Raw genomic sequence first — 25127 nt, forward strand, 5'->3', positions numbered from 1 at the left:
CCATGCGTTTCCGAGCCATCTTGATCGTGGCAGCCGTGGCCGTCGTGCTGGCCGGCTGCGTCGTGGTACCGGCGCGTCCGGTCTATTACCGGCCCGCGCCGGTCGTCGTATATTGATCGAGCCGGCCGGCGGGCGATCGACAGGATCGAGATGCCGTTCGAACCGGATGTCGATGAAACCGACAGGACCGACCGCGCGCCACGCGTCGCCGCAGCGTCGGCATCGCGCCGTGCGGCGCAGGCCCGATGCAGGCAAGGAGGGCACGACGATGAGCTTCAGCCGGACGGCGGGCACGCCCGCCCGCAGCATGCGGCGTGCGCGCAGCGCGTTGCGGAGCAGCACGCGTTGAGCGACGGCGATCCGGACGCGGAACTCGTCGCGCGGGTCGGCGCGCGCGACGCGTCGGCCGTGCGCGTGCTCGTCGCACGCAAGCTGCCGCGCTTGCTTGCGCTCGCGACGCGCCTGCTCGGCGACCGGACCGAAGCCGAAGACGTTGCGCAGGAAACCTTCTTGCGGATCTGGAATCACGCGCCGCGCTGGCGGGAAGGCGAAGCGCGCTTCGACACATGGCTGCATCGCGTCGTGCTGAACCTCTGCTACGACCGCTTGCGCGGACGGCGCGAGGAGCCGGTCGACGCGCTGCCCGACGTGCCCGACTCGCAACCCGAGCCGGCCGCGCACGCGGAGCTGCGCTCGCGTGACGCGCGCGTGCGCCAGGCGCTCGCCGCGTTGCCGCCCAGGCAGCGGGAAGCGCTCGTGCTCCAGTACTATCAGGAAATGTCGAATGTTGAAGCGGCCAACCTGATGGGCATCACCGTCGATGCGCTGGAAAGCCTGCTCGCGCGCGCGAGGCGCAATTTGCGCGCGCAACTGGCCGGCGACCCACCTAGCGAGGACAAGCGATGACACCCGAACGATTCCGTACCATCGTCGCCGCGTACGGCTGCGATGCGCGGCGCTGGCCGCAAGCCGAGCGCGCGGCGGCCGAAGCGTGGGCGCACGCGCATCCGCGCGACGCACTGGCGGCGCTCGACGATGCCGCCGAGCTCGATGCATGGCTCGCACAGGACGCGGTCGGGCCGCCTGCGGCGGCGCTGGTCGAGCGGATCGTCGCGTCGGCGCCCGCGCCGCAGCGTGCGCGGCGGCGCGGAAAAGTGTGGTGGTCGGGCGCGGCGTTCGCGGGCGTCGGGTTGGCCGGTGCGCTGGCGGGCGCCGTGGCCGTGTCGATGCTGATGCTCGGCAGCGCGCCGATCGCGCAGCACGAACCCGGCTATCTGACGACGACGTTCGGCGGCCCGAGCATCGACGGAGGAGACGATTGACGTCCGCCTCCGCCTACAGGCGGAGGATTCCCGCAACTGGCGATGCACGTCCGCATCGGAGCATGTTTAGCGCTGCATTGGTATCACGATCATGCACGACACCACAGCCACTGCACGTCCATTCCCTTATTCGCAGCCCCGCGATACCTTTCGGCCGTGCCGCGCTGTCTTTCGATCCGCACGACGAGCAGGACTGGGTAGAACCGCTTTCGTCCACCTCCTCGAACGTGGCTCCGTGCGCGATCGCCTTGTAACGGAGCTTGTTTCGGAAAGACGACCAGGATGCGTCGTAGACGCTTTTCCCCAGCCTGGTCTTGGCGAGTTTGGCGGCCGACACGTTGCCGACCGCGATGTAATCGAACCGCCGCACCAAATTGAGCGCGAGCTTGTGCTGGAAATCGGCGCGGGCGTTCGCCACCTTCGCATGCAGCTTCGCGATATGTCGTTTGTGCTTTCTCGCCCGCTGAGTTTTCGCGAGCTTTTACGCCGCGCGTCGGCCGAACCGGTCGTTCGGCAGTTTCTCGCCGGTCGAAAGTGCGGCGAAGTCTTTCAGACCGAGGTCGATGCCGACACCGGAACGGATCGGTCGGGCCTGAACATCGGGTATCTCGATCACGATATTCAGGAACCAGTTGCCGCGCCCGTCCTGCGCAAAGTTGGTTCCGTCCTTGATCTTGCCTTCGGGAAGCGGTCGGCTGTTGAACACGCGAAAGGTGTTGCCGGCGCAACGGAACGCGTCGCCTTCGCGCTTCAGGTCGCGGCCCTTCAGCGGTACCCGACCAATCGATTTCCTGCCGCGATAGCGCAGGTAGGGCCGACGGCGCTGACTGCGCGACTTCGCGTATTGCTCGCATGTGGCGTTGACCGTGCCGGAGTGAATGCCGAGTTCCTTGCTGCTGCCGGAGGTGAGCATGTTCAGGTCAAAACCCGTCGGCCACTTCTTGCTCAACTTGAGCGCGTGCTTCTGCGTGTCGTTGCAGAAGTTCCAGACGAAGTTCACCGCACGGCTCTGCTTGTTACGCAGTCCGCTGAGCGACTTCACCCGGTAGCGATAGACAAGAATCATGCCGGTCATGCTAACCCGTGGAAGAAGCTGCATGTCAACCGTACGCCTTTCCTTCCTGCCAACAATGGCGGGGATTTCTGGAGCAAATTCCGATGAATGAACGCGGGTGGAAATTGGTCCTCGTCGGCTCCGTTGTACTGAACGTGTTCATGCTCGGCGCGATCGGCGGCGGCGCGTATCAGTGGTTCTCGACACATCGTGACCTGCATGGGGCCGGGATGTCTGGGCAGCGTACGGCGTTGCGGTTCGCCGCGGACGAATTGTCCGATGCGCGTCAGCAGGCGTTCGCGGCAGCGCTGAAGGCGGCACGCAAGGACGGTCGGGATTTCGCACGAGAGGGGCGTGACGGGCGCGTCACGGTGCTGGATCTGCTGGCGGCGCCGCAGCTCGATCGTGCGGCGATCGACGCCGCGCTCGATCGGACGCGGGCGGCCGATAGTGCGTTGCGCGGGCAGGTCGAGCGCAGTGTCGTCGATTTCGCGGCGACGCTGACGCCGGACGAGCGCGCGAAGTTCGTCGACGGATTGCGGCGTAGCGGGAACTGGCGGCTGCCGGCGAAGTTTCAGAAGAAGCGCGACACGGCGGAGAGTCAGTAAGCGCAAGTCGCGTTGCGTGACGACGCGCCATGTTCGAGAATCGGTAGGCGGCAATCTCGAGTGCCGAGACAGGGGCGAATCATGGATCGAAGCGAAGACTTTATCGTGCGCACCATGTCGGCCGACGAGGTGGCCATGTCGCTCGAATGGGCCGCCGCGGAAGGGTGGAACCCTGGCCGACATGATCCGCGCTGTTTCAGGGAAGCGGACCCGGCCGGCTTTTTCGTCGGCGTGTGGCGCGGCGAGCCGGTCGCGTGCCTTGCCGCCGTCGCCTATGACGAACGCTTCGGCTTCATCGGTCTTTACATCGTGAAACCCGGGTTTCGCGGCAAAGGCTTCGGCATGCGCATCTGGCAGCACGGCATGCGTTACCTTGGAGATCGCAATGTCGGTCTCGACGGTGTCGTGGCCCAGCAGGCGAACTACAGGAAGTCCGGGTTCCGGCTCGCGTATCGCAACATCCGCTATCAGGGGCGCGTGAATGGCATCGGGTGCGCGCATGTGGCGGCCGCGGCCGATGTACCGTTCGAGCAGTTGCTTGCCTACGATCGCCAGTGTTTTCCTGCGCCGCGCGAGCGTTTCGTCTCCGCCTGGATCGCGCAGCCGGATGCCGTTGCGCTGGCTACGGTCGATGCCGGCCGTGTCGCGGGATACGGCGTCGTGCGCCGCTGCACGGCGGGCTGCAAGATCGGCCCGCTCTTTGCCGATGACGCTGGCGTTGCCACGGGGCTGTTTCGCGCGCTGGCAGCGACGATGCCCGGCGAGGTGATCGTGCTCGATGTGCCGGAAACGAATCCTGCGGCCGTCGCGCTGGCGGAACGGCACGGGATGTCGAGCGTCTTCGAAACCGCGCGGATGTACACGAAAGAAGCGCCCGCGATTGCGATCGACCGCGTGTTCGGGGTGACGTCGTTCGAGCTGGGTTGATCGCGCTGGGACACAGCACACACGGGTCGCGTTCTTCCACATACAAACGCAACCCGATGCGTCCTGCCGCCGTATCCCGCAGCCGCAACACTTCAGCGCGCATCGCAGCGGGCACGTCATCGAGCGACGGGTAGGCAGCGCGATACTCCGCGGGAAAAAGCACCGGTGCGGCAAGCGCAGCAAACGCCAGATCCGCCGCTGTGAGGCGATCGTGTCCTGTTGACCTAAGAGGAATCAAGGCTGGCAGGTTGGCGGCCCCATCATGTTGTTCACGCAGTGGTTGCTTGCGCAGTCGGAATTGATCAAGCACTTTTTAGACAATCCGCACTTCGGGCAAACCGGGCCGCCGCAATCTACATCGGTCTCCTGCCCATTCTGCATATTGTCATTGCACGTTGGCGCGGGCGGCACAAACGGAGTGATGACGTCGAACGGAATCGTTCCTACTCCGACCGTGGCCTTGACGGTATTGGTCGCCGTAGCGATGACCGACACCGACTTGTCAGTGCCATTTGTCACGTAGACGCTTGCTCCGTCCGGAGAAATGGCGACTTTATTGGGCTGGTTGCCTACTTGCACGGTGGCGATCACCGTCTGCGTGGCCGTGTCGATAACGGATACGGACTTGGCGTAAGCGTTCGCCACGTACGCGCGCCCTCCGCTTGGCGTGAAAGCGATGCTCACCGGGCCCAAGCCAACCGGAATCGTGGCGGTGACAGTATTGGTGGTCGTGTCGATGACAGACACGTTGTTCGAGACGCTGTTGGCGACATAAACCTGCGCCCCACCCGGAAGGATGGCAAGGCTCACAGGACCGGCCCCGACCGCAAGCGTCGTCACGACCGCATTGGTCGACTCGTCGATGACCGATACCGTGTTCGAACGGGCATTGGCTACGTAAGCATGTTGCTGCCCGAGCGCCTCGTCAGCGATCAGGACCAGCGAGAACAACATCAGGATGGCGAAGACACGATGGATGGCTTCGAGGTAGACACGTGCTCGCCCAACGCGGCATGTCGGCATGGCGATTCTCCTTGACCCCGGGCGAAGCTGAAAGTAATCGAGGCAGAGAACGCCCTTACAAAAGGCAAACTGCGTGCCTTCTGCATCGGCTCGTACCAATTTCGCACGAGCGCTGAAATGGATTGACCGCATCGCTGGCACACGCATGAAGTGGCGAGTCGCGACACGTTGCTATCTAGACTAGATGAAAAAATTTGCCTCAGTGCCGATATCGAGTACGGGTTTACGCTTGCGCGCGTTTCGGCAATGTTCGCAGTCGTCGCCAGTCGATCCAGGTCCTCGACATTCGCACATGAGCAATGCAACAAAGTTCTGTTGCTTGTCATTCAGGCATTTGACCCAGTTCCTGGGCGACAGCGCTCACCCGATCCCGCTCTTCCAGATACAGGCGCAACGCGAACCTCCCCGCAGCCGTATCCCGCAACCGCAAGACCTCGTCGCGCATTGCAACCGGCACGTCATCGAGCGAAGGATAAGCAGCGCGATACCCCGCCGGGAAAAGCACCGGTGCGGCGAGCGCCGCAAACGCCAGATCCGCCGCAGTGAACCGCCCATCGACGAGAAACTGCCGACCATCGCCCAGCCGGCCGTCGACTTCCTTGAAAAGGGCACGCACGCGCTCGATGGACCGAGCCGCACTCTCCGGCGTGATCCTGAGCGCAGCACGAATGAGTCTGACGACACCCGGCATGATGACCGGCAGCGACACGGCCTCGAACCGCGGTACGCCTCGTGTCATCACGTGCAGCAGCAGCCTTCGATCCGGCAGCAATTGCGCATAGGCCCAACGCCTCGCATGTGGGCCCAGCACTTCGTCGAATTGCGTCTCGAGTGCTTCGACTTCCTGCCGCAGGCCGGCATCGCGCGGGTACAGCACGTCGCCGCCGCAGACGGCATCCAGATGCTTCAGGATATCGGTGGAGTCGATGAAACGTGCGCCGCCATGAATCAGCAACGGCACGCTGCTGCCGCCGTTGCGTTTCGTTACCAACCGATGCAGCAGCGGCGCATGCGGCGTTTCCCGATAGGGCAACGAGAGCCTGTCGAGTGCCCACCGCGCTTTTTCGCTGTAGTGGCTGTGCGGCATCGTGATCAATACAGCAGGATGAACGCCGTCGTGACTCATTGACATGGTCCTCGCTCGTCACTGCATTGCGCTTGCGACAATAACCAGCGTGCCTTCGGAATTGTGGCAACGGCGCAGGGCGGTATCAATGCTCCTTTTGCCTACCGGCCGGCGCTCCAGAATGATCTGATGATCGCATGACGCAACGGCTGGTTGCCTTCGCTTGAAACCGAACAGCAAGACACACTTCGACCTTGCAGCGGCGGACCAAAAAATATTCAACCAACCCGCGACGGATTTCCCGCCGGCCCCCGTTAAACACGGGTACGCATTGCGAGAGCCCCCGTCATGGACCATCCGAACGACATCTCACCGGCCGCCATCGCGCTGAACCGCTTCGGTCTCGGCGTGCGCGCCGACGAAGCGCCACCTGTCGATCCGAAGGCGGTGCTCGTTGCCCAATTCGACCGCTACGACGCGCGTCCCGCCGCGTGGGCCGCCGAACCGGACGCGGTAGCGCTCGCGACGCGCTTCGCGAATGCACGCAACACGATGACGGGCGACGATGCCGCCGCGAAGCGCGCAACCGCGCAGTCGATCCGTCGCGACGGCTATGACGCGTATCGCAGCGCCGTCGTCGCGCGAATGAACAGTGCGCTGAACACACCGGCACCGTTCGTCGAACGTCTCGTGCATTTCTGGGCGAACCATTTCGCGGTGTCGGTGGACAAGGGGCAGGTCGCCGCGTATGCGGGCGCCTTCGAGCGCGATGCGATTCGCCCGCATGTGCTCGGCCGCTTCGAGGACATGCTCGTCGCCGTCGAGCAGCATCCCGCGATGCAACTGTTCCTCGACCAGGCGCGCTCGGTCGGTCCCGACAGTCCGGCCGCGCTGCGCGCCGAAGCCCGCGACCCGGCGGCGCGGCGTGGCCTCAACGAGAACCTCGCGCGCGAAATCATGGAACTGCATACGCTGGGCGTACGTACCGGCTATACGCAAGCCGACGTGACCGAATTCGCCCGCGCGCTGACGGGCTGGAGCATCGCCGGCGGACGCGGGCCGCAGCCCGGCGACGCGGCGCCCGGCGCGTTCGTGTTCCGCCCGAAGCTGCACGAGCCCGGCACACGCACGGTAATGGGGCGTACCTACGACCAGTCCGGCGAAGCCCAGGCGCGCGCGATCCTGCACGACCTCGCGCATTCGCAGGCGACGGGCCGCCATATCGCGTTCCAGCTTGCCCGTCATTTCGTCGCCGACAATCCGCCGCCCGCGCTCACCGACCGGCTTGCGCGCGCATTCGATTCGAGCGGCGGTGATCTGCCGACCGTCTATCGCGCGCTGATCGATGCGCCGGACGCATGGTCGCCGGTAAACCGCAAGTTCAAGACCCCGTGGGAGTGGGCTGTTTCGTCGCTGCGCGGGCTCGGCTGGCGCGACATGGGCGACCTGAAAGCCGCGCCGCTGCTCGCGCAACTCGGCCAGCCGGTCTGGCGGCCCGGGTCGCCGGCCGGTTACGACGACGTCGCCGCGAGCTGGGCCGCGCCGGACGCGCTGGTGCGCCGCGTCGAGATCGCGCAGCGGCTCGCTGCGCGCACGGGCGACCGGCTCGATCCACGCACGCTCGGCAACACACTGCTGGCGGGCTCGCTGAGCGCACCTACGGCGACCGCGCTGTCGCGCGCCGAAAGCGCGACCACGTCGCTCGCGCTGCTGCTCGTGTCACCCGATTTCCAACGGAGGTGATCATGGTCTGGTCTGTTTCCCGTCGACACTTCCTGAGCGTTGCCGCCGCCGGCGCGGGCGCGCTCCTCGTCGCGCCGCGCATCGTGTTCGCCAACGTCGAAACCGACCGGCGCTTCGTGTTCGTGATCCAGCGCGGCGCGGCCGACGGCCTGAGCATCGTCGTTCCGTACGCGGAACCCGCGTATGCGTCGCTGCGCGGCCCGCTGGCGATCGACACGTCGGCCGCGACACGCGTGGACGGCACGTTCGCGCTGCATCCGTCGCTCGCGCAGACCGCGCAGATGGTTCGCGACAAGCAGGCGCTATTCGTCCACGCGATCGCGTCGCCGTATCGCGACCGCTCGCATTTCGACGGCCAGAACGTGCTCGAGACGGGCGGCCGCACGCCGTACCAGGTGAAGGACGGCTGGCTGAACCGGCTCGCCGCGATGTTGCCGGCGACGCGTGAAAGCGCGATCGCGTTCGCGCCGACGGTGCCGCTCGCATTACGCGGTAGCGTGCAGGCCGCGTCGTATGCGGCGTCCGGTCTGCCGGCCGCGCCGGACGACCTGCTCGCGCGCGTGTCGGCGCTCTACGAGGCGGACGCGCAGCTCGGCCCGTTGTGGCAATCGGCGATGGCCGCGCGCGGCCTCGCCGGCGACGCGCATGCGCGCCAGGACCCGGCGGGCGTCGGCAAGCTGGCCGCGACGTTTCTCGCGCGCGACGACGGCCCGCGGATCGCGATGATCGAGACGGGCGGCTGGGACACGCACAGCGCGCAGAACGCACGGCTCGCGAATCAGTTGAAGGCGCTCGACACGATGCTCGCCGCCTTGCGCGACGGTCTCGGTCCCGTGTGGCAGCAGACCACGGTGCTCGTCGCGACCGAGTTCGGCCGCACGGCCGCCGTGAACGGTACGGGCGGCACCGATCACGGGCAGGCGTCGGTCGCGATGCTGGCGGGCGGGGCGGTCGCGGGTGGCCGCGTGATTGCCGACTGGCCCGGCTTGCGCCCCGGAGACCTGTACGAAGGGCGCGACCTGAAGCCGACCGCGTCGCTCGACGCGCTGATCGCCGGCGTGGCCGCCGAAAGCCTGCGGCTCGATCCGGGTCGGACCGCGGCCACGCTGTTCGCGGAAAGCGGCACGACCAGGCCGGTGACGGGCCTCGTTCGCGGCGCAGCGTGACGCGGTACATGTCCGCGTTTATTCCGCCAACCGATTACATGACAGGGAGGGTTGACGATGAAGATCCGATCCGTTTCGCTTGCGGTGCTGGTGTCCGCGAGTGCCGTCCTGATGTCCGCATGCGTGGTCGAACCCGTGCGGCCGCCTCAGCCCGCGCCGGTCGCCGAGGTGGCGCCGCCGCCGCCCGCGCCCGGCTATCGCTGGGCGAAGGGGCATTACCGCTGGGCTGGAAACCACTGGGCGTGGGTGCCCGGGCATTGGGTGGCCGTGTATTGAAGCGGGCCGAAGGGCGCTCGGGTCACCACTCGATCCGGTGCTTCTCCTCGGTTTCGCTGTGCCGCCAGTCGTCGTCCGCGTGCAGATACTGGCTGGTGGTCGTCAGCGAGACGTGCCCGAGGTTGTCGCGCACGAGCCGCAGGTCGACGCGGCCGTCTGCCATGTGCGAGCCCGCACTGTGGCGCAGCCAGTGCGCCGACGCCTGTTCGAGCACGCGCGCCTGTTCCTCGCCGGCATCCCCTTGCGTACGCAACCGGTCTGCCGCGTGCCTGAACACCTGCTTCACGATCCGGTGCAGCGCGGCACGCGTGAGCGGCCTGCGCACCTGGCCGGCCGGCAGCACGAGCGGCGTGGGTTCGCCGTCGGACGGCAGCGGGGGCAGGCCATGTGCGCGCCGGTAGCGCGCGAGCTCGGCCATCATCTCGGCGGTGGCCGGCACGAGCCGCTGCCGGCCGCCTTTGCCGGTCACGTCGAGCCACCAGCGCTCGTGCCCGTTCGCGTCGCGCCGGCAAAAGAATTGTCCCATCGTCGTGTCGGCCGCCTCGGTGATGCGCAGCCCGCCGAGATACAGCAGCGTGAACACCCAGCGCGCGCGATCCGCATGGAACGATGCGCGCGCATCGTCGCGCGGCATCGCGGCGATCGCGTCCTTGACCGATTGCCACAGCGGCTGCCCGAGGTGGCGCGTGATGCGCGGCGCGGGCCGGCGCTGCCGCTGCCGCGACAACGCGAGCGGATTGCCGGCCAGATAGCCGGCCTGCACGAGCCACGAGAACATCACGTTCAGGATCACCAGCGCCTGCCGCTGGCTGGCCGCCGACAGCGGCCCGTAGAACGGCCGCCAGCGCGGGTCGCCGCGCGGATGCTTGCGCCCGCCGTTCGCGCACCATAGGTCGGCCGGCGCGGGTGCGAGCAGGAACTGCCGGTAGACGACGAGATCCTCGTGGGTGAGCGACGACAGCGGCTTGCCGCACGCGATCACGGCCCACAGCAGCAGGCGCTCGGCTTCCTTGCGGTAGTTCTGGAAGGTGGTCGGCGTATCGATGAAGCGCGCGAGCCATGCGCGCACGGCGTCGAGGTCGTTGGTCGCGGCGATCTGCGGATGCGCGCTGCCGGAGCGGTTGGTGCCCGCGCGTCCGTCGAGCGCGGCCGGCACGGTCAGCGTATCGATCGGCAGCGGGCGCAGCGTGGCGTCGGACGGAACGGGTGAGGTCATGCGAAGGGCGGTGCGCTGCATGGGCCGCGCGGGCATGGCCGGGCGGACGAAGGCAGCGCGCCAAAGCGTATCGGGAAGCGCCGATGGTACACGATCACCACACCGTGAACCTGCCGTCGACGGCAAGCGCCTGACCAGTGACGAAGCGCGCGGCCGGCGAGCACAGCCACATCACCGTTTCCGCAATGTCGCGCGGTTCGCCGAGCCGCGCCGTCGGCTTCCGCCGCGGACACGACGGTGTCCAGCAACGCAACCTGCGCGCCGGCTCGGCCAAGCACAGCGCGGTCTGCCGTCCGATGCCGGTCGCCGCCCCGGTCACGACGGCGACTTTTCCTGCGAAGCTTGCCGTTGCGTTCTCCGGTGACATTGAAGAGAACGACAGGTCAGGCGGCACTCGCCCGCGCTTCGACGTTGAAACGGACGAGGCGGATTCGACGGCGCCACCCGGTCCGCTCCGCCTCGTGCACCTCATCCCAACGACAGCACGCTGTTCAGCAACGTCCGCACGAGCGTCGCCTGCCGCGTGACGCCGGTCTTCGAGAAGATCGCGCGCAGGTGCGAGCGGGCGGTGTTCTTGCTGATCTCGAGCTCGTCGGCTGCTTCCTCGAGCGTCAGGCCGTTGACGAGCGCGAGCGCCAGCGCGGTCTCGGCCGGCGTGAGGTCGAACAGCTTGCGCACGATCTCGTGCGACGCCTGCGACTTGCGCTCCGCATCGCGGATGAAGATCGCGCACGCGGGCCGGCGCGGATTGTCCTCCGACCATTCGCTGAGCGCGACCGTGCGGATCAGCACGCCGAGCGGCGGCTTGCCGGACGGGCGCGGCACCGCGATCGCCTGCGCGACCGACGGCGTGCCACCCGCGCGCTCCGCGAGCACCTGCCGGATCAGCTTCTGCAGCTTGCGGTCCTCCAGCGGATACGACGCCTCGAGCGCGCCGCCGCGCACGCGCAAGCCGTCGCATTCGGCAAAGATCTCGTCCGCAACGGAATTGGTCTTCATGATCGTGCCGCGCTCGTCGAGGATCGCGGTGCCGACGAGCATGCGGTCGATCGCGCTCGCGTACAGCGTGCGCTCCGATTCGACCATCCCGAACTTCGCATGTAGCCGCACCGCACGCTTCAGGTGCGGCAGCAGCGCGTTGCAGACGGCCTTGTCGGCCACCGAGAAAGCGTGGCCGTGATGCGAGCGGCACACGCGGAAACGGCATTCGATCCCGTCCGGCGTGCGCAGGTCGGCGCCCATCAGGTACCCGACGTCGAACGGTTCGAGAAACTCGCGGTACATCGTGCTGCTGCGCCACACGCCGACGCCGAGCAATTCATCGACGGTGACGACGCGATCGCTCGGCAGGTTCACGAACGGATCGAGGGCGTAATAGTAGTTGTTGTACGACGCGACGCCGGGCAGCGGCGCGCTGTGCCCGGACGCATTGATCATCAGCCCCGTGTGACCGCTGGCGGGCCAGCGCAGGATCATCGTCACGTAGTTCGCATCCAGGTGCACGCGGATCTGTTCGAGCGCACCGCCCCACGGCACGTCTTCCAGCGGGCCTTCGTAGATTTTCGCGAGCAGCGCGTCGAACTGCTCGAGCGTCAGAGTCGATTGGGCAAGACACGGGGGCAGGGCCGGGGGCGCCGTGGTCATCGGGTTGTCTCCTGTTGCAGCCGCCGGGTCGCGGTGCGCCGGGCGTGCTGGTGCGTGCAGGGGCGGATCAGGGCCGCCGGCGGCGGCGCGCACCTGCACTGCAATACGGTAGCGCGCCGGCGCACCCGCGACATCCCACGAATGAGGGGGGCGGCGCGCAGGTTGTAAGCTGTTTGTGAACTTTTCCGCCGCGCGGCTCGTCTAATCGCCCCGCCCACGCTTCCAGAGGAACATCAGATGATTCGCCAGACCAGAACGCTGCTCGGCGCGGCCATGATTGCCGGCAGCACGCTGCTCGCCGGATGCCAGGCCGACGCGGCAGCGACGGGCGCGCGTGCGGCCCGCCCGGCCGACGGCCGGCCCGTGACGAAAACCGTCTATGTCGCGCCGCAGCCGGCCCGCTGCACGGGCGTCGCGCCGATGGACTGCCTGCAGGTGCGCAGCAGCCCGGCCGAACCGTGGAGCCTGTGGTACGCAGGCATCGAGGGCTTTGCGTACCAGCCCGGCTATCAATATGTGCTGGAAGTCGACGAATACCGCGTCGCGCAGCCGCCGGCCGACGGTTCGTCGATCCGCTGGGTGCTCAAGCGCGTGGTCGAGCGCCGTCAGGTCAACTGACGCCGGGCGCGCGCGGCAGCGCCTAGGCGGACGGTCGCGGCGCCACCGGGCGCGGCGGCGCGGCGGTATCGATCCGCCGGAACACGACGGACGACAGCAGTGTGACCGAGCCCATGCAGGCGAACGACAGCATGAAGCCGTTCGCCATCGATCCCCAATGCGCGGCGAACAGGTTGACGAGCCCGCCGCCGATCGACACGCCGAGCCCCATCGCCAGCATCTGCATCATCGTGAACAGGCTGTTGCCGCTGCCGGCGTCGGCGTGCGGCAAGCCCTTGAGCGTCACGGCGTTCATCGCCGCAAACTGCATCGAGTTCGCGGCGCCGAACACGATCAGCAACGCAATCTCCAGCGCCGGCGCGGGCCGCGCCGAGATCAGCGCGAATCCCGCGATCGCGCAGCCGACGATCCCCGTATTCACGACCAGAAACGTCGCATAGCCGAAGCGTTTGGCGAGCGGCGCGATCCAGCGCTTCGCGATCACGCCGGCGATCGCGGCCGGCAGCAGCATCATCCCCGACTGCAGCGGCGTATAGCCGAGCTGCACCTGCATCAGCAGCGGTAGCATGAACGGCACCGCGCTCGTGCCGATCCGGCACAGCAGGTTGCCGAGCAGCCCCGAGCCGAAGTTCGGCTCGCGGAACAACCCGAGCCGGAACAGCGGCTGCGCGCGGCGCCCCGCATGGGGCAGGTAGGCGAGCGCGCTTGCCACACCGAGCACCGCCAGCCCGATCGCCCAGCCGGTGCGGTGCGCCGGCATCGGCGGATCGATCGCGAGGGACAGCGCGATCATCGCGACCGACAGCAGCGCGCAGCCGACGAAGTCGAACGGCGGCGGCTGCGTCGCCTGGTCGTGCGGCAGAAAGCGCTGCACCGCGATGAAGCCGACCACGCCGACCGGCACGTTGACGATGAACACCCAGTGCCAGGAAATCGCCTGCGTGAGCCAGCCGCCGAGCGTCGGCCCGACGATCGGGCCGAGCTGCCCGGCGATCGACACGAATGCGATCGCCGCGACGTATTGCTCGCCCGGCACGCGGCGTAGCACGGCGAGCCGCCCGATCGGCAGCAGCATCGACCCGCCGATGCCTTGCACCGCGCGCGCGACGACGAGCTGGCCGAGCGTGTGCGATGCGGCACAGCCGATCGACGCGAGCGAGAACACCAGGATGGCGAGCGAGAACACGCGGCGCGTGCCGAAACGGTCGGCGAGCCAGCCGGATGCCGGCGTGAGCATCGCCATCGTCAGCGTGTAGACGACCACGACGGGCTGCATCGCGAGCGGCGACGCGTGCAGGCTTTGCGCGATCGACGGCAGCGCGGTGTTGACGATCGTCGTGTCGAGCGACTGCATGAAGAATGCGGCGGCGACGATCCACAGCAGCGCGGAGTGTGAGGGTTCGCGGGACATGACGGGTTCGGAGGTGCGATGGCCGGCGCGGTGGCGACGCGGCCCGACAGATGCGTGCCGGCGCACGGCCGGTCTGCAAGCGTTCGATGGTACCGATTCCGCTGTTCATCGGGAAGCCGCCTGAAGGCATTGACTGCCATCGGAATTGCCGATGACAATGCGGGATGCTCAATCCCGTCTGGCTCAAGACGTTCGCGACCGTCACGAACTGCCGCAGCTTCACCGAAGCGGGCCGGCAGCTCGGGCTCAACCAGTCGAGCGTCAGCGAACACATCCGTCGTCTCGAAGAGAGCGTCGGCCGCCGGCTGTTCGTGCGCGACACCCATTCGATCGCGATGACGGCCGACGGCGAGGCGCTGCTCGTGCACGCGAACGTGATCCTGCAGGCGCTGAACCGCGCGGAATCGCAGTTCCGCAAGCCGCGGCTGCAGGGCCGGGTGCGGCTCGGCGCGTCGGACGATCTCGCGCTGGTCGCGTTGCCGGACGTGCTTGCGGCGTTCCGCGCCGCGCACCCGGACGTCGCGCTGGAGATCACGACCGGCATGACGAGCCGGCTCTACGAACTGATGGATGCGGGCGCGCTCGACCTGATGGTCGGCAAGCGGCGGCTCGGCGAGCGGCGCGGCACGCCGCTGTTGCGCGCGCGGCTCGAATGGGTCGCGCGGCCCGGCACCGTGGTCGACCTGGAGCGGCCGCTGCCGCTCGTGCTGGTCGCCGAGCCGAGCGTCACGCGCGCGGTCGTGCTGAACGCGCTCGCGGAAAAGGGGATCGGCTGGGAAGTCGTGTGTTCGAGCAGCAGCCAGCCGGGCTGCATCGCGGCCGCGCGGGCCGGGCTCGGGCTGACGGCGACGTCGCAGTACCTGTCGGCGCGTGGCCTGGCGCCGCCGGTCAATGGCGACGGGCTGCCCGCGCTGCCCGACGTCGAATTCATCGCGCTGGCCGCGAAGCGGCTCAGCCAGCCGGCCGGCACGCTGCTCGAGCTGCTGGAAACCAGCGATCTGCGCGCACCGGGTGCGGCCGCGTAATGCATGTAATGCGTGCAGCGCATGTAGTGCACATCGTTACCTGACACCGGCTCGCCGCGCGGCATCCGGCCGGGTTCCGGCCGACCGGGCCGCGCGCCCTGCGTGGCCGCGTCATGCGGCGCGTTTCTGCGAAATCACCAAGAGCGCGCCGTTCTTGTCCTCCAGCACCGCGCGGTATTCGTGCGGCCCGGCCTGCACCGGCACGCGCACCGACGCGCCGGCCTTCACGACCCGCGCCATCGCCGCGTAGAGGTCGTCGTCCTCATCCACGCGCAGCGTGAGCGCCGCGCGCTCGACGATCTGCTCGTCGCCGGCGACCAGCGCGATCGTCAGCGGGCCGCCGTCGAGCGCGCAATAGCGGTCGCCGTCGCGGAACTTCACGTTCAGGCCCAGTCCGTCGACGAACAGCGGCAAGGCTGCGTCGATGTCGTCGACCGGATACAGCAGCATCGATACCTTCATTCCCTCTCTCCCTTGTCGTGATGTGTGCGGCGCGCAATGCACCGTCGTTCGATGCTAGCGCGCGGTGCCGGCCGCGACGCAGTCCGATCGGATGACGGTGAAACCCCGCTGTCCCCGCAGGTGGGTCGTTACTCCAAACAGACGATGCCCCCACGGGCCCGCGCGCCGACACTCCCATCCGTGGACCGTCGCTATTCGTCCGTATCGTGCGGGCGGTTGCACGACCCCGACTCGTCCAACATACATGGAGACGCACGCAATGAAGTTTTCCCTCATCTACGAAGCCCAGACCACCGACGCATCGCGCGAGGGCGACCACCGGGTGTTCAAGGAGACGGTCGAGCAGGCGCTGCTGGCCGAGCAGGTCGGCTTCGACACGATCTGGTGCGTGGAGCACACGTCGCTGACCAACTATGCGCACATGAGCGCGCCGGAAACCTTCCTTGCGTACCTGGCCGGCCGCACGACGCGCATCGGCCTCGGTCACGGCGTCGTGTGCCTGCCGCCGGCGATGAACCATCCGATCAAGGTTGCCGAGCGCGTCGCGCTGCTCGACATCCTGTCGGGCGGCCGCGTGCATTTCGGCGTCGGCAAGGGCGGCAGCCAGCAGGAAGCGGGCGCGTTCGGCTACGACCTCAACGAACTGCAGCCGATGATCGACGAGTCGATGTACCTGGTGCCGAAGATGTTCGTGCAGGACGAGATCGAGCACGACGGCCAGTACATCAAGATTCCGAAGCGTCCGATCCACCCGAAGCCGTTCCAGGATCCGCATCCGCCGATGTACCTCGCGTGCACCAACACCGACGCGCTGCTGCGCGCCGGCCAGCGCGGGATGGGCGCGCTGGTGCTCGGTTTCGGCGGCCCCGATGAAGTCGCGAAGAAGAACGCGGTCTATCGCGAAGCGTGGGCGAACCGCAAGCCGGAAGACCAGGTCGGTTTCCGCCCGACCCAGCATCTCGCGGCGCTGTGCCCGACGGTCGTGATGGCCGACGGCCAGAAGGCCCGCAAGATCGGCATCCGCGGCCAGCGCTATTTCATGGAATCGCTCGCGTACTGGTACACGGGCGGCGAGCGTCCGGACCCGGCGAAGTGGGGCGACGACCTGGTGCAGGCCGATTCCGGCGAGATGGTGATCCGTTCGCGCTTCGCGTCGGAGGAAGTCGTCGTGAACTTCGCCGATCCGGCGCTCGCGATGATGAACCCGAACCATGCGTACGGCACGGTGGACGACTGCATCGGCTACGTGGGCCGCCTGCAGGAAGCGGGCGTCGACGAAGTGCTGTTCCTGTGCCAGATGGGCACGGTGCCGCACGACGCGCAGATGGAGACGATCCGCAACATCGGCGAGCACGTGATCCCGTTCTTCAACAAGGAAAAGGAGCGCGCCTGCGCCTAAGCCGGGCAGGGCCGGGCCGCGCCCGTCGTCCCTTCGGACGATGCGGCGCGGCCGCGCGAGCCCGACCATCGGCAGCAGGAACCCTCGCTCGCGGCGCAGGCCGCGACGAACCACTTAGAGAGACCGGGGTGGGCGCTGCCGCGCGCGCTCCGTATCACAGGAGACATTCGTGCATCGCGATAACGATTCGAACGCACTGGCCGCCACGCTGATCGCCCGGGCCGAGGCGCTTGCGCCGACGCTCGCCGGCCGCGCCGCGCAGGCGGAAGCACAGGGCCGCATCCCGGCCGAGACGATCGCCGACATGCAGGCCGCGGGCTTCTTCAAGGTGCTGCAGCCGAAGCGCTATGGCGGCTACGAGCTCGATCCGCAGACCTTCTTCGACGTCCAGATGGCGCTCGCGCGCGGCTGCATGTCGACCGCGTGGGTGTACGGCGTCGTCGGCGTGCACAACTGGCAGCTCGCGCTGTTCGACGAACGCGCGCAGCAGGACGTGTGGGGCAACGATCCGGCGACGCTGATCGCGTCGACCTACATGCCGGTCGGCCGCGTGACGCCGGTCGAAGGCGGCTTCCGCCTGTCCGGCCACTGGAAGTTCTCGAGCGGCAGCGAACTGTGCGAATGGGTGTTCCTCGGCGCGCTGGTGCCGCCCGCGGAAGCCGGCCAGCCGCCGGAATACCGCACGTTCCTGCTGCCGAAATCCGACTATCGGATCCAGCAGGACTGGGACGTGCTCGGCCTGCGCGCGACCGGCAGCCACGACATCGTCGTCGACGACGTGTTCGTGCCGGCGTACCGCACGCACAAGGCGATCGACGGGATGATGGGCACCAGCCCGGGCCTGGTCGTCAATGACGCGCCGCTGTTCAAGCTGCCGTTCGCGCAGATCTTCGTGCGGGCGGTGTGCACGTCGTGCATCGGCGCGCTGCAGGGCGCGCTCGACGATTTCACCGGCTATGCGGCGACGCGCGTGTCCGCGAACAGCGGCGCGAAGACGACCGACGATCCGGGCGCGCAGAACGCGTGCGCGAACGCGGCCGTCGCGATCGACGAGATGAAGGTGCTGCTCAAGCGCAATTTCGCGGAACTGATGGCGTCGGTGACGGGCGGCCCGGCCGTGTCGATCGAGCGCCGCGTGCATTTCCGCTACCAGTCCGCGCAGGTCGCCGAGCGCTGCGCGCAGGCCGCGAACGCGCTGCTGCGCTACGCGGGCGGCAACGGCATCTATCACCGCAATCCGCTGGTGCGCCGTTTCCTCGACCTGCATGCGGCGCGCGCGCACTACGCGAACAACGTGGACCGCTTCGGCCAGAACCTCGGCGCGGTGATGCTCGGCCGCGAGAACACCGACTACTTCATCTGACGAGGCCGCGATGAACGACACGCAAGCGCAGCAATACGCGTTCGACGTCGTGGTCGTCGGCTCGGGCGCGGGCGCGCTGCTCGCGGCGTGCCGCGCGGCCGACCGCGGGCTGTCCGTCGTCGTGATCGAGAAGACGGCGCTGTACGGCGGCACGTCGGCGGTCTCCGGCGGCGGCATCTGGATTCCGTGCAACCACCATATCGCCGAACTCGGCGCGACCGATACGCGCGAGGCGGCACGCCGCTATCTCGACGCGTGTACGGCCGGCGCGTCGTCGCGCGAGCGGCTCGACGCGTATCTCGACCAGTCGCCAGAGATGTTGCGTTACCTCGAAGCGAAGACGCCGGTGCGCTACCAGGCGCTGCCGAAGTACGCGGACTATTTCCAGAAGCTGCCGGGCGCGATGCCGGGCTATCGCGCGCTCGATCCGCTGCCGTTCGACGGCGCGCGGCTCGGCGACGAGCTCGACCGGCTGCGGCCGCCGTCGCCCGGCACGCTGATCGGCGGCCGGGTGGCCGTGACGTCGAAGGAGGCGCACACGCTGTTTGCGCGCGGACCGGGCTTCATGAAACTCGCGATCGCGCAGTTCGGCCGCTACTGGCTCGATGTTGGTGTGCGCCGCCGCACGCGGCGTGACCGGCGCCTGACGCTCGGCAACGCGCTGATCGGCGGCCTGCGCCGCGCGCTGCTCGACCGCAACGTGCCCGTGTGGCTCGATACGCCGATGCTCGACCTGCTCGATATGGACGGCCGCGTGACGGGCGTGCGCGCACAGCGCTTCGGGCAACCGGTGACGATCGCCGCGCGGCGTGGCGTGATTCTCGGCGCGGGTGGGTTCGAGCGCAACCAGCCGATGCGCGAGCGCTACCTGCCGCAGCCGACGCAAACGCAATGGAGCGCGACGCCGCCGGCCAACACCGGCGACGCGATCGCCGAAGGCCACCGGCTCGGCGGCGCGCTCGCGCTGATGGAACACGTGTGGGGCGCGCCGACGGTCGGCGTCGCCGGCGAGGAGAAGCAGCGCGCGCTGTTCGTCGAACGCAACCTGCCGGGCTGCGTGATCGTCAACGGTCTCGGCCAGCGCTTCGTCAACGAAGCCGCGCCGTATTCGGAATTCGTGCCGGCGATGTATCGCGACCATGCGCGCAGCGGTGCATGCGTGCCGGCATGGATGGTGTTCGACGCGCGCTTTCGCCGCAAGTATCCGTGCGGGCCGATCATGCCGGCGTCGATGATGCCCGATGCGCGGATTCCCGACGCGTTTCGCGACGTGCTCGTGAAGGCCGACACGATCGATGCGCTCGCCGCGCGGATCGGCGTCGATGCGGCGGGGCTGCACGACACGCTGCGCGACATGGCGCGCTATGCGGCGACTGGTATCGACGAAGCGTTCGGCAAGGGCGACAACCTGTTCGACACGTACTACGGCGACCCGCGCAACCAGCCGAATCCGTGCCTCGGACCGGTCGACGAGGCGCCGTTCTACGCGGTGCGGATCGACGCGGGCGACATCGGCACGAAAGGCGGGCTCGTCACCGACGCGCAGGCGCGCGTGCTGCGCGCCGACGGCGCACCGGTCGACGGCCTTTACGCAATCGGCAACACCAGTGCATCGGTGATGGGCACGAGCTACCCCGGCGCGGGCTCGACGCTCGGTCCGGCGATGACCTTCGGGTTCATCGCCGCCGACCACCTGGCCGCGCAAGCGGCCGACGCCGGCGGCCGGCCAACCCGGCCGTCCACGACTGAACTTGACGGAGTCCAATCATGAGCGATCTCACCACCCATCCGCTGCGCACCGACATGCTGCTCGCGATGCGCCGCCTCGCGCGCTCCGTCACGGTCATCAGCAGCGCGCACGACGGCCGGCGCTACTCGATGTCCGCGACGGCGGTCGATTCGCTGTCGACCGATCCGCCGTCGCTGCTGATCTGCATCAACCGCAATGCGTCGCTGTATCCGCCGCTCGACGCGGGCGCGCCGTTCTGCGTGAACGTGCTGTCGGCACGCCATGAAGGCATCGCGATCGACTGCAGCGGCCGCCTGAAGGGCGAGGCGCGCTTCACGACCGGCGACTGGCATACGTCGCAGCACGGCGTCCCGTATCTGCACGATTCGCAGGCGAGCTTCGTGTGCGAGCAGGACGGCCGCTTTGAATACGGCACGCATACCGTGTTCATCGGACGCATTCGCGAGGTGCTGATGAGCGGCGAAGTCGATCCGCTCGTCTATCTCGATGGCGCCTACACGACGCCCGGCGCGCCCGCGAGCCGCGAGGCCGCGTGACGGCGGCACGCGTTTTCCCGCATCGGATTGAGACGACCCATGACACGCAGACTGAACCGCAATATCGCGAACGTAGCGGCCCCAACGATCCTGCGCGAGCGCGCGCAGATGATTGGCGCCGCGGCAGCGCAGGTGCTGAGTGTATTCGCGTGCGTCGCGCCGGCGCAGGCGTCGAGCCACGCGCATTGCTCTGCAACCGACGTTGCCCGGCACGCGGCCGGCGCGGCATGAGGAGCGGGCGATGAGCGATTCCCTGAGCGATTCCCGCTTCCACCGGCTGACCGTTGCCGACGTGATCGCCGAAAGCGACGACGCGTGTTCGTTCGTGTTCGACGTGCCCGTCGCGTTGCGTGACGCGTTCACCTACCGGCCCGGCCAGTTCCTGACGCTGAACGTGCCGTGCACGGACGCGACCGTCGCGCGCTGCTACTCGCTGTCGAGCGCGCCGGGCATCGACGCGGCGCCGAAGATCACCGTCAAGCGCGTGCGCGACGGCCGTGCGTCGAACTGGCTGTGCGACCGCATCCGCGCGGGCGACACGCTCGACGTGCTGCCGCCGGCCGGCGTCTTCACGCCGCGCACGCTCGACGGCGATCTGCTGTTGTTCGCGGGCGGCAGCGGCATCACGCCGGTGCTGTCGATCCTGAAATCGGCGCTCGTGCACGGGCGCGGGATGCTGACGCTGATCTATGCGAACCGCGACGAGCGCTCGGTGATTTTCCGCGACGAGCTGCAGCAGCTCGCGCATCGTCATCCGGGCCGCCTGCGCGTGATCCACTGGCTCGACAGCGTGCAGGGCGTGCCGCAGCAGCGGCATCTCGAGGAACTCGCGCGGCCGTTCAGCCAGCAGGAGACGTTCATCTGCGGGCCCGCGCTGTTCATGGAGAACGCGCTGACCGCGATGCTCGGCCTTGGTTTGCCGCGTGCGCGCGTGCATGTCGAGCGCTTCGCGTCGCTGCCCGATGCGCCGGCGCAGGCCGATCCGGCGGCGTCGGTTGCGGCAGCCGCCGCGTCCGGCGATGGCGCGGCGATCGAGACGGTACTCGACGGCGAGGCGTTCGCGTTCGACAGCGCGCCGGGCGAAACGCTGCTCGACGCGATGCTGCGCGCCGGCCTGGCCGCACCGAATTCCTGCCGGATGGGGCAGTGCGGCGCGTGCATGTGCCGCATCGAGCGCGGCGAGGTGGCGCTCGACAGCAACCACGTGCTCGACGACGACGAGATCGCGGCCGGCTGGACGCTCGCGTGCTGCGCGCGGCCCGCGAGTGACGCGCTGCGCGTGGTGTTCCCCGATTGAGCCGCGGCGCGCCGGCGGCGCGCGCGGCAACCCTGTTCCGATGGCTATGACGATGGACAACGAAATCCTCACCACCCCCGCGCTGATCGCGCGGGCTGCCGCGCGCCACGGCGCGCATCCGGCGATCGAGTCGGAGCACGGCCGGCTGACCTATGCGGAACTCGACGCGGCGCGTCTCGAAGCGGCGCGCGCGCTGCTTGCGAGCGGCATCGACACCGGCGACCGGATCGCCGTATGGGCGCCGAACTTGCCGCAATGGATCGTCGCGGCGCTGGCGATCCACACCGTCGGCGCGATCCTCGTGCCGGTCAACACGCGGATGAAGGGGATGGAGGTGGGCGGCATCCTGCACGACGGCGGCGCGCGGCTGCTGTTCTGCTGCGGCACCTTCCTCGGCGAATCCTATCCGGCGATGCTCGCGCCGCACCGGCCCGCGACGCTCGAACGCGTCGTCGTGTTCGACGGCGAGCCGCCGTCCGGCGCGCGCGACGAGACCTGGAACGCGTTCCTCGCGCGCGGCGCGGCGGTGCCGCTCGCCGCGGTGCGCGCTCGGGAGGCGCAGGTGACGCCCGACACCGTGATGGACCTGATGTTCACGTCCGGCACGACGGGCCGCCCGAAAGGCGTGATGACCGCGCACGGGCAGAACCTGCGCGCCGCGCAGGCGTGGGCGAAGATCGCCGGCGTGCGCCAGGACGACCGCTACCTGATCGTCAATCCGTTCTTCCATACGTTTGGCTACAAGGCCGGTTGGCTTGCCGCGTTGTCGAGCGGCGCGACCGTGCTGCCGCATCTCGTGTTCCAGCCGGCCGCGGTATTGCGGCGGGTCGCCGACGAGCGGGTGTCGGTGCTGCCGGGACCGCCGACGCTGTACTACGCGCTGCTCGATGCGCCCGATCGCGCGACGCGCGACCTGTCGTCGCTGCGGATCGCCGTGACCGGGGCGGCCGCGATTGCGCCGAGCCTGATCGAGCGGATGCGGGCGGAGCTCGGCTTCGAGACGGTGCTGACCGGCTACGGGCTGACCGAATCGTGCGGCTTCGCGACGTTGTGTCGTCACGGCGACGACGCGGAGACGGTCGCCTATACGTCGGGCCGGCCGATGCCGGACGTCGAACTGCGCATCGCGGGGCCGGACGGCGCGGTGCTCGGGCCGGACGAGACGGGCGAGATCTGGGTACGCGGCTACAACGTGATGCGCGGCTACTTCAACCAGCCGGACGCGACGCGCGAAACCGTCGACGCGGACGGCTGGCTGCATACGGGTGACCTCGGCTGCGTCGATGCGAACGGCAACCTGAAGATCACCGACCGGATCAAGGACATGTTCATCGTCGGCGGCTTCAACTGCTATCCGGCGGAGATCGAGCGGCTGCTGGCCGCGCATCCGGCGATCGCGCAGGTCGCGCTGGTCGGCGTGCCCGATACGCGACTCGGCGAAGTCGGGCATGCGTATGTCGTGTTGCGTCCGGGCGCGCACACCGACGCCGACGCACTGAACGACTGGGCGCGCAGCAACATGGCGAACTACAAGGTGCCGCGGCATTTCACGTTCGTCGAGCAACTACCGACGAGCGCGGCCGGGAAAGTGCTGAAGTACCGGTTGCGCGCGGGTAGCGAAGCGGCGGCCTGAGCGGCGCTGCGCCACTTCAACGGGATGAACGAATGAACGACAACGGATTTCCGCAGGGCGCGGTGCTCGTGTTCGGCGGCAGCGGCGGGATCGGGCAGGGCGTCGCGCTCGAGTTCGCACGCGCCGGCGTGCCGGTCGCGCTCGGCTATCGCAGCAAGGCCGAGGTGGTCGAGCGCGTCGCGCGCGACCTTCGCGAGGCAGGCGTAGCGGCTACCACGCATTGCGCGGACGTGACCGATCCAGCGCAGGTCGCTGCCGCGCTCGCGGCCGCGATCGAAGCGCATGGCCGCGTGCATACGATCGTGTGGGCGGCCGGTCCGTTCGTGAACCAGCGTCATATCGGCGACATGACGCACGACGACTGGCGCCGCGCGATCGAGGTCGAAACGGTCGGCTTCTTCAATGCGGCGAAGGCCGCGTTGCCGCATTTCCGCGCAGCGGGCGGCGGGTCGTTCGTGACGCTCGGTTCGGCCGGGCATCTGCGCTGGCCGGATCGCGACGGGCTGTCGGTCGCGCCGAAGGCCGCGAACGAGGCGCTGGTAAAGGGGCTCGCGCGCGAGGAGGGGCGTCACGAGATCCGCGCGAATTCGATCCTGGTCGGTGTGATCGAGGCCGGGATGTTTCCGGTGCTGCTCGAACAGGGGCAGTTCGACCGCGCGTGGATCGACGAGACGCAGAAGATGCTCGCGCTCAAGCGCTGGGGCAAGGCGCACGATATCGGGCGCGCGGCGGTATTCCTCGCGTCGGATCGCGCCAATTACATCACCGGGCAGCAGTTGAACGTGTCGGGCGGCTACGGCCTGTAGCGAATGGACGAAGCCCGCCCTGACGAGCGGGCTCGCCAGCGGGATGCCTCGGTTGTCCCGGGCGCTGTCAGCGCCGAATGAATCCCGAATCAGCGGATCGCGGGCGCCCGGGATCGGCTGCCGGCATTGCATGCGTCGACGCGCATGAACCTCCGTCTCACCCACGACTGGTTGTGTACGCACCTTCATCGGTGTTCACCCTGACCCGCACCGCACGGTCTCGCATCCCGACCGCGCGCGCTCGGCGCGAGGTCACGTCAATGAAACGTTTTTCCTTCCTCCGTGCCGCCACACGCGCTCGCCGGCCGTCGCGATTCGCGTGCGCCGACGGTCGCGCGCGCTTGTCCGACGTGCGTCGCGGCGCCTGATGCACCGCGCTGCCTGCCTCGTGCACGGTGGTGAAGTCCCGAACACAGATGCGTTCCTGAAACATTTCCGCCGATTCCATCCCGCGTCACCCCCGGCTGTTTGCCTGCAACGCTTGTCCGGCGCCGGTTTGCGCCGCATGGCACACCCTTTGCGGTGAGGGCGGTGCCGCTCGTATCAACCGTGACTGATGGCAACGATTCGCGGGAGCGGCACGCAACGACATCGAAATATCGGGGACCGGGTCGAGCCGCGGGTTTTGCGGCCCGTCGCGTCGGACGCGTGATGCGTCGCATCGGCGACACGAACGGGTGCTGCACGTTCGATCCGTCAAACAGCAAGCTTGCTTGCAAGGTGTCGTGCCGGGGGAACGCGCTACGCATGGCGGCGGGAGCCGCATGCGGCGGGCAGGCGCG

At 68.3% G+C, this 25127-nt stretch carries 24 protein-coding genes and 1 pseudogene; 17 read left to right on the forward strand and 8 right to left on the reverse strand.

Features of this window, described 5'->3' with window-relative positions; translation table 11 throughout:
• Positions 1–150: 150 nt before the first annotated feature.
• Both GEM_RS19790 and GEM_RS19795 read left to right on the forward strand, forming a co-directional pair.
• Positions 151–906 carry an RNA polymerase sigma factor gene (locus tag GEM_RS19790; RefSeq protein ID WP_080599450.1) on the forward strand — a complete coding sequence of 252 codons (756 nt, stop codon included), beginning with the start codon at positions 151–153 and terminating at the stop codon, positions 904–906.
• Entirely contained in the window at positions 903–1322 is a 420-nt protein-coding gene (locus GEM_RS19795; RefSeq protein WP_014899152.1) for a hypothetical protein, read from the forward strand. Before GEM_RS19790 ends, GEM_RS19795 begins: the two co-directional genes overlap by 4 nt.
• Before the next feature lie 13 nt (positions 1323–1335).
• Here the strand turns inward: GEM_RS19795 and GEM_RS19800 are convergent.
• Positions 1336–2388, reverse strand: a pseudogene (locus GEM_RS19800) (RNA-guided endonuclease InsQ/TnpB family protein).
• 92 nt (positions 2389–2480) lie between these two features.
• On the opposite strand from GEM_RS19800, the gene GEM_RS19805 reads away from it, so the two are divergent.
• Positions 2481–2984, forward strand: a complete 504-nt coding sequence (locus GEM_RS19805) for a periplasmic heavy metal sensor (RefSeq protein WP_014899154.1) — start codon at positions 2481–2483, stop codon at positions 2982–2984.
• Between the two features lie 81 nt (positions 2985–3065).
• Positions 3066–3911 (forward strand): GNAT family N-acetyltransferase, encoded by an 846-nt coding sequence (locus GEM_RS19810; RefSeq protein WP_014899155.1) that lies wholly within the window; start codon positions 3066–3068, stop codon positions 3909–3911.
• A 234-nt stretch (positions 3912–4145) separates the two neighbouring features.
• Here GEM_RS19810 and GEM_RS29220 read toward each other — a convergent pair whose 3' ends face one another.
• Together GEM_RS29220 and GEM_RS19820 are read right to left on the reverse strand one after the other, a co-directional pair.
• A complete protein-coding gene (locus tag GEM_RS29220; RefSeq protein ID WP_014899156.1) occupies positions 4146–4934 on the reverse strand; it encodes a YncE family protein in 789 nt (262 codons plus the stop codon).
• Between the two features lie 322 nt (positions 4935–5256).
• On the reverse strand, positions 5257–6060 hold the full coding sequence (locus tag GEM_RS19820) for a glutathione S-transferase family protein (protein ID WP_014899157.1): 804 nt from the start codon (positions 6058–6060) through the stop codon (positions 5257–5259).
• Between the two features lie 288 nt (positions 6061–6348).
• Here GEM_RS19820 and GEM_RS19825 point away from each other — a divergent pair, with 288 nt between their 5' ends.
• The 3 genes from GEM_RS19825 to GEM_RS19835 are packed head-to-tail and all read left to right on the forward strand — an operon-like array spanning position 6349 to position 9185.
• Positions 6349–7743: a DUF1800 domain-containing protein gene (locus GEM_RS19825; protein ID WP_014899158.1), complete on the forward strand. Its 1395-nt coding sequence runs from the start codon at positions 6349–6351 to the stop codon at positions 7741–7743.
• 2 nt (positions 7744–7745) lie between these two features.
• Positions 7746–8909, forward strand: coding sequence for a DUF1501 domain-containing protein (locus GEM_RS19830; protein ID WP_014899159.1), 1164 nt, complete (start codon positions 7746–7748; stop codon positions 8907–8909).
• Positions 8910–8966: 57 nt separating this feature from the next.
• Positions 8967–9185: a YXWGXW repeat-containing protein gene (locus GEM_RS19835; RefSeq protein WP_014899160.1), complete on the forward strand. Its 219-nt coding sequence runs from the start codon at positions 8967–8969 to the stop codon at positions 9183–9185.
• 22 nt (positions 9186–9207) lie between these two features.
• On the opposite strand, the gene GEM_RS19840 is transcribed toward GEM_RS19835, so the two are convergent.
• From GEM_RS19840 to GEM_RS19850, 3 genes are all read right to left on the reverse strand, one after another.
• Positions 9208–10401, reverse strand: coding sequence for a tyrosine-type recombinase/integrase (locus tag GEM_RS19840; RefSeq protein ID WP_041490941.1), 1194 nt, complete (start codon positions 10399–10401; stop codon positions 9208–9210).
• 94 nt (positions 10402–10495) lie between these two features.
• On the reverse strand, positions 10496–10768 hold the full coding sequence (locus GEM_RS32295; protein WP_041490753.1) for an SDR family oxidoreductase: 273 nt from the start codon (positions 10766–10768) through the stop codon (positions 10496–10498).
• Positions 10769–10869: 101 nt separating this feature from the next.
• Complete coding sequence (locus tag GEM_RS19850; protein ID WP_014899162.1) at positions 10870–12045, reverse strand: helix-turn-helix transcriptional regulator; 1176 nt, start codon at positions 12043–12045, stop codon at positions 10870–10872.
• 237 nt (positions 12046–12282) lie between these two features.
• Between GEM_RS19850 and GEM_RS19855 the strand changes: the two genes are divergently transcribed.
• Positions 12283–12663: a DUF4377 domain-containing protein gene (locus tag GEM_RS19855; protein WP_014899163.1), complete on the forward strand. Its 381-nt coding sequence runs from the start codon at positions 12283–12285 to the stop codon at positions 12661–12663.
• A 22-nt stretch (positions 12664–12685) separates the two neighbouring features.
• Here the strand turns inward: GEM_RS19855 and GEM_RS19860 are convergent, their stop codons facing one another.
• Positions 12686–14074 carry a DHA2 family efflux MFS transporter permease subunit gene (locus GEM_RS19860; protein ID WP_014899164.1) on the reverse strand — a complete coding sequence of 463 codons (1389 nt, stop codon included), beginning with the start codon at positions 14072–14074 and terminating at the stop codon, positions 12686–12688.
• Between the two features lie 164 nt (positions 14075–14238).
• Between GEM_RS19860 and GEM_RS19865 the strand changes: the two genes are divergently transcribed.
• Entirely contained in the window at positions 14239–15099 is an 861-nt protein-coding gene (locus GEM_RS19865; RefSeq protein WP_014899165.1) for a LysR family transcriptional regulator, read from the forward strand.
• A 111-nt stretch (positions 15100–15210) separates the two neighbouring features.
• On the opposite strand, the gene GEM_RS19870 is transcribed toward GEM_RS19865, so the two are convergent.
• Entirely contained in the window at positions 15211–15561 is a 351-nt protein-coding gene (locus GEM_RS19870) for a VOC family protein (RefSeq protein ID WP_014899166.1), read from the reverse strand.
• A 259-nt stretch (positions 15562–15820) separates the two neighbouring features.
• Here GEM_RS19870 and GEM_RS19875 point away from each other — a divergent pair, with 259 nt between their 5' ends.
• The 8 genes from GEM_RS19875 (at position 15821) to GEM_RS19910 (ending at position 24345) form a co-directional block, all read left to right on the forward strand.
• Positions 15821–16960 carry an LLM class flavin-dependent oxidoreductase gene (locus GEM_RS19875; RefSeq protein ID WP_014899167.1) on the forward strand — a complete coding sequence of 380 codons (1140 nt, stop codon included), beginning with the start codon at positions 15821–15823 and terminating at the stop codon, positions 16958–16960.
• 169 nt (positions 16961–17129) lie between these two features.
• Entirely contained in the window at positions 17130–18323 is a 1194-nt protein-coding gene (locus tag GEM_RS19880) for an acyl-CoA dehydrogenase family protein (RefSeq protein ID WP_014899168.1), read from the forward strand.
• A 10-nt stretch (positions 18324–18333) separates the two neighbouring features.
• On the forward strand, positions 18334–20094 hold the full coding sequence (locus GEM_RS19885) for an FAD-dependent oxidoreductase (protein WP_014899169.1): 1761 nt from the start codon (positions 18334–18336) through the stop codon (positions 20092–20094).
• Complete coding sequence (locus tag GEM_RS19890; protein ID WP_014899170.1) at positions 20091–20609, forward strand: flavin reductase family protein; 519 nt, start codon at positions 20091–20093, stop codon at positions 20607–20609. Before GEM_RS19885 ends, GEM_RS19890 begins: the two co-directional genes overlap by 4 nt.
• A gap of 39 nt (positions 20610–20648) precedes the next feature.
• Positions 20649–20840 carry a hypothetical protein gene (locus tag GEM_RS19895; RefSeq protein ID WP_014899171.1) on the forward strand — a complete coding sequence of 64 codons (192 nt, stop codon included), beginning with the start codon at positions 20649–20651 and terminating at the stop codon, positions 20838–20840.
• A 22-nt stretch (positions 20841–20862) separates the two neighbouring features.
• Positions 20863–21906, forward strand: coding sequence for a ferredoxin--NADP reductase (locus GEM_RS19900; protein WP_041490943.1), 1044 nt, complete (start codon positions 20863–20865; stop codon positions 21904–21906).
• Between the two features lie 46 nt (positions 21907–21952).
• Complete coding sequence (locus GEM_RS19905) at positions 21953–23539, forward strand: FadD3 family acyl-CoA ligase (RefSeq protein WP_014899173.1); 1587 nt, start codon at positions 21953–21955, stop codon at positions 23537–23539.
• Between the two features lie 32 nt (positions 23540–23571).
• On the forward strand, positions 23572–24345 hold the full coding sequence (locus tag GEM_RS19910; RefSeq protein WP_014899174.1) for an SDR family NAD(P)-dependent oxidoreductase: 774 nt from the start codon (positions 23572–23574) through the stop codon (positions 24343–24345).
• Positions 24346–25127: the final 782 nt, after the last annotated feature.

This window comes from Burkholderia cepacia GG4, from assembly GCF_000292915.1.
In the GTDB taxonomy this organism is placed as follows: Bacteria; Pseudomonadota; Gammaproteobacteria; order Burkholderiales; family Burkholderiaceae; genus Burkholderia; species Burkholderia cepacia_D.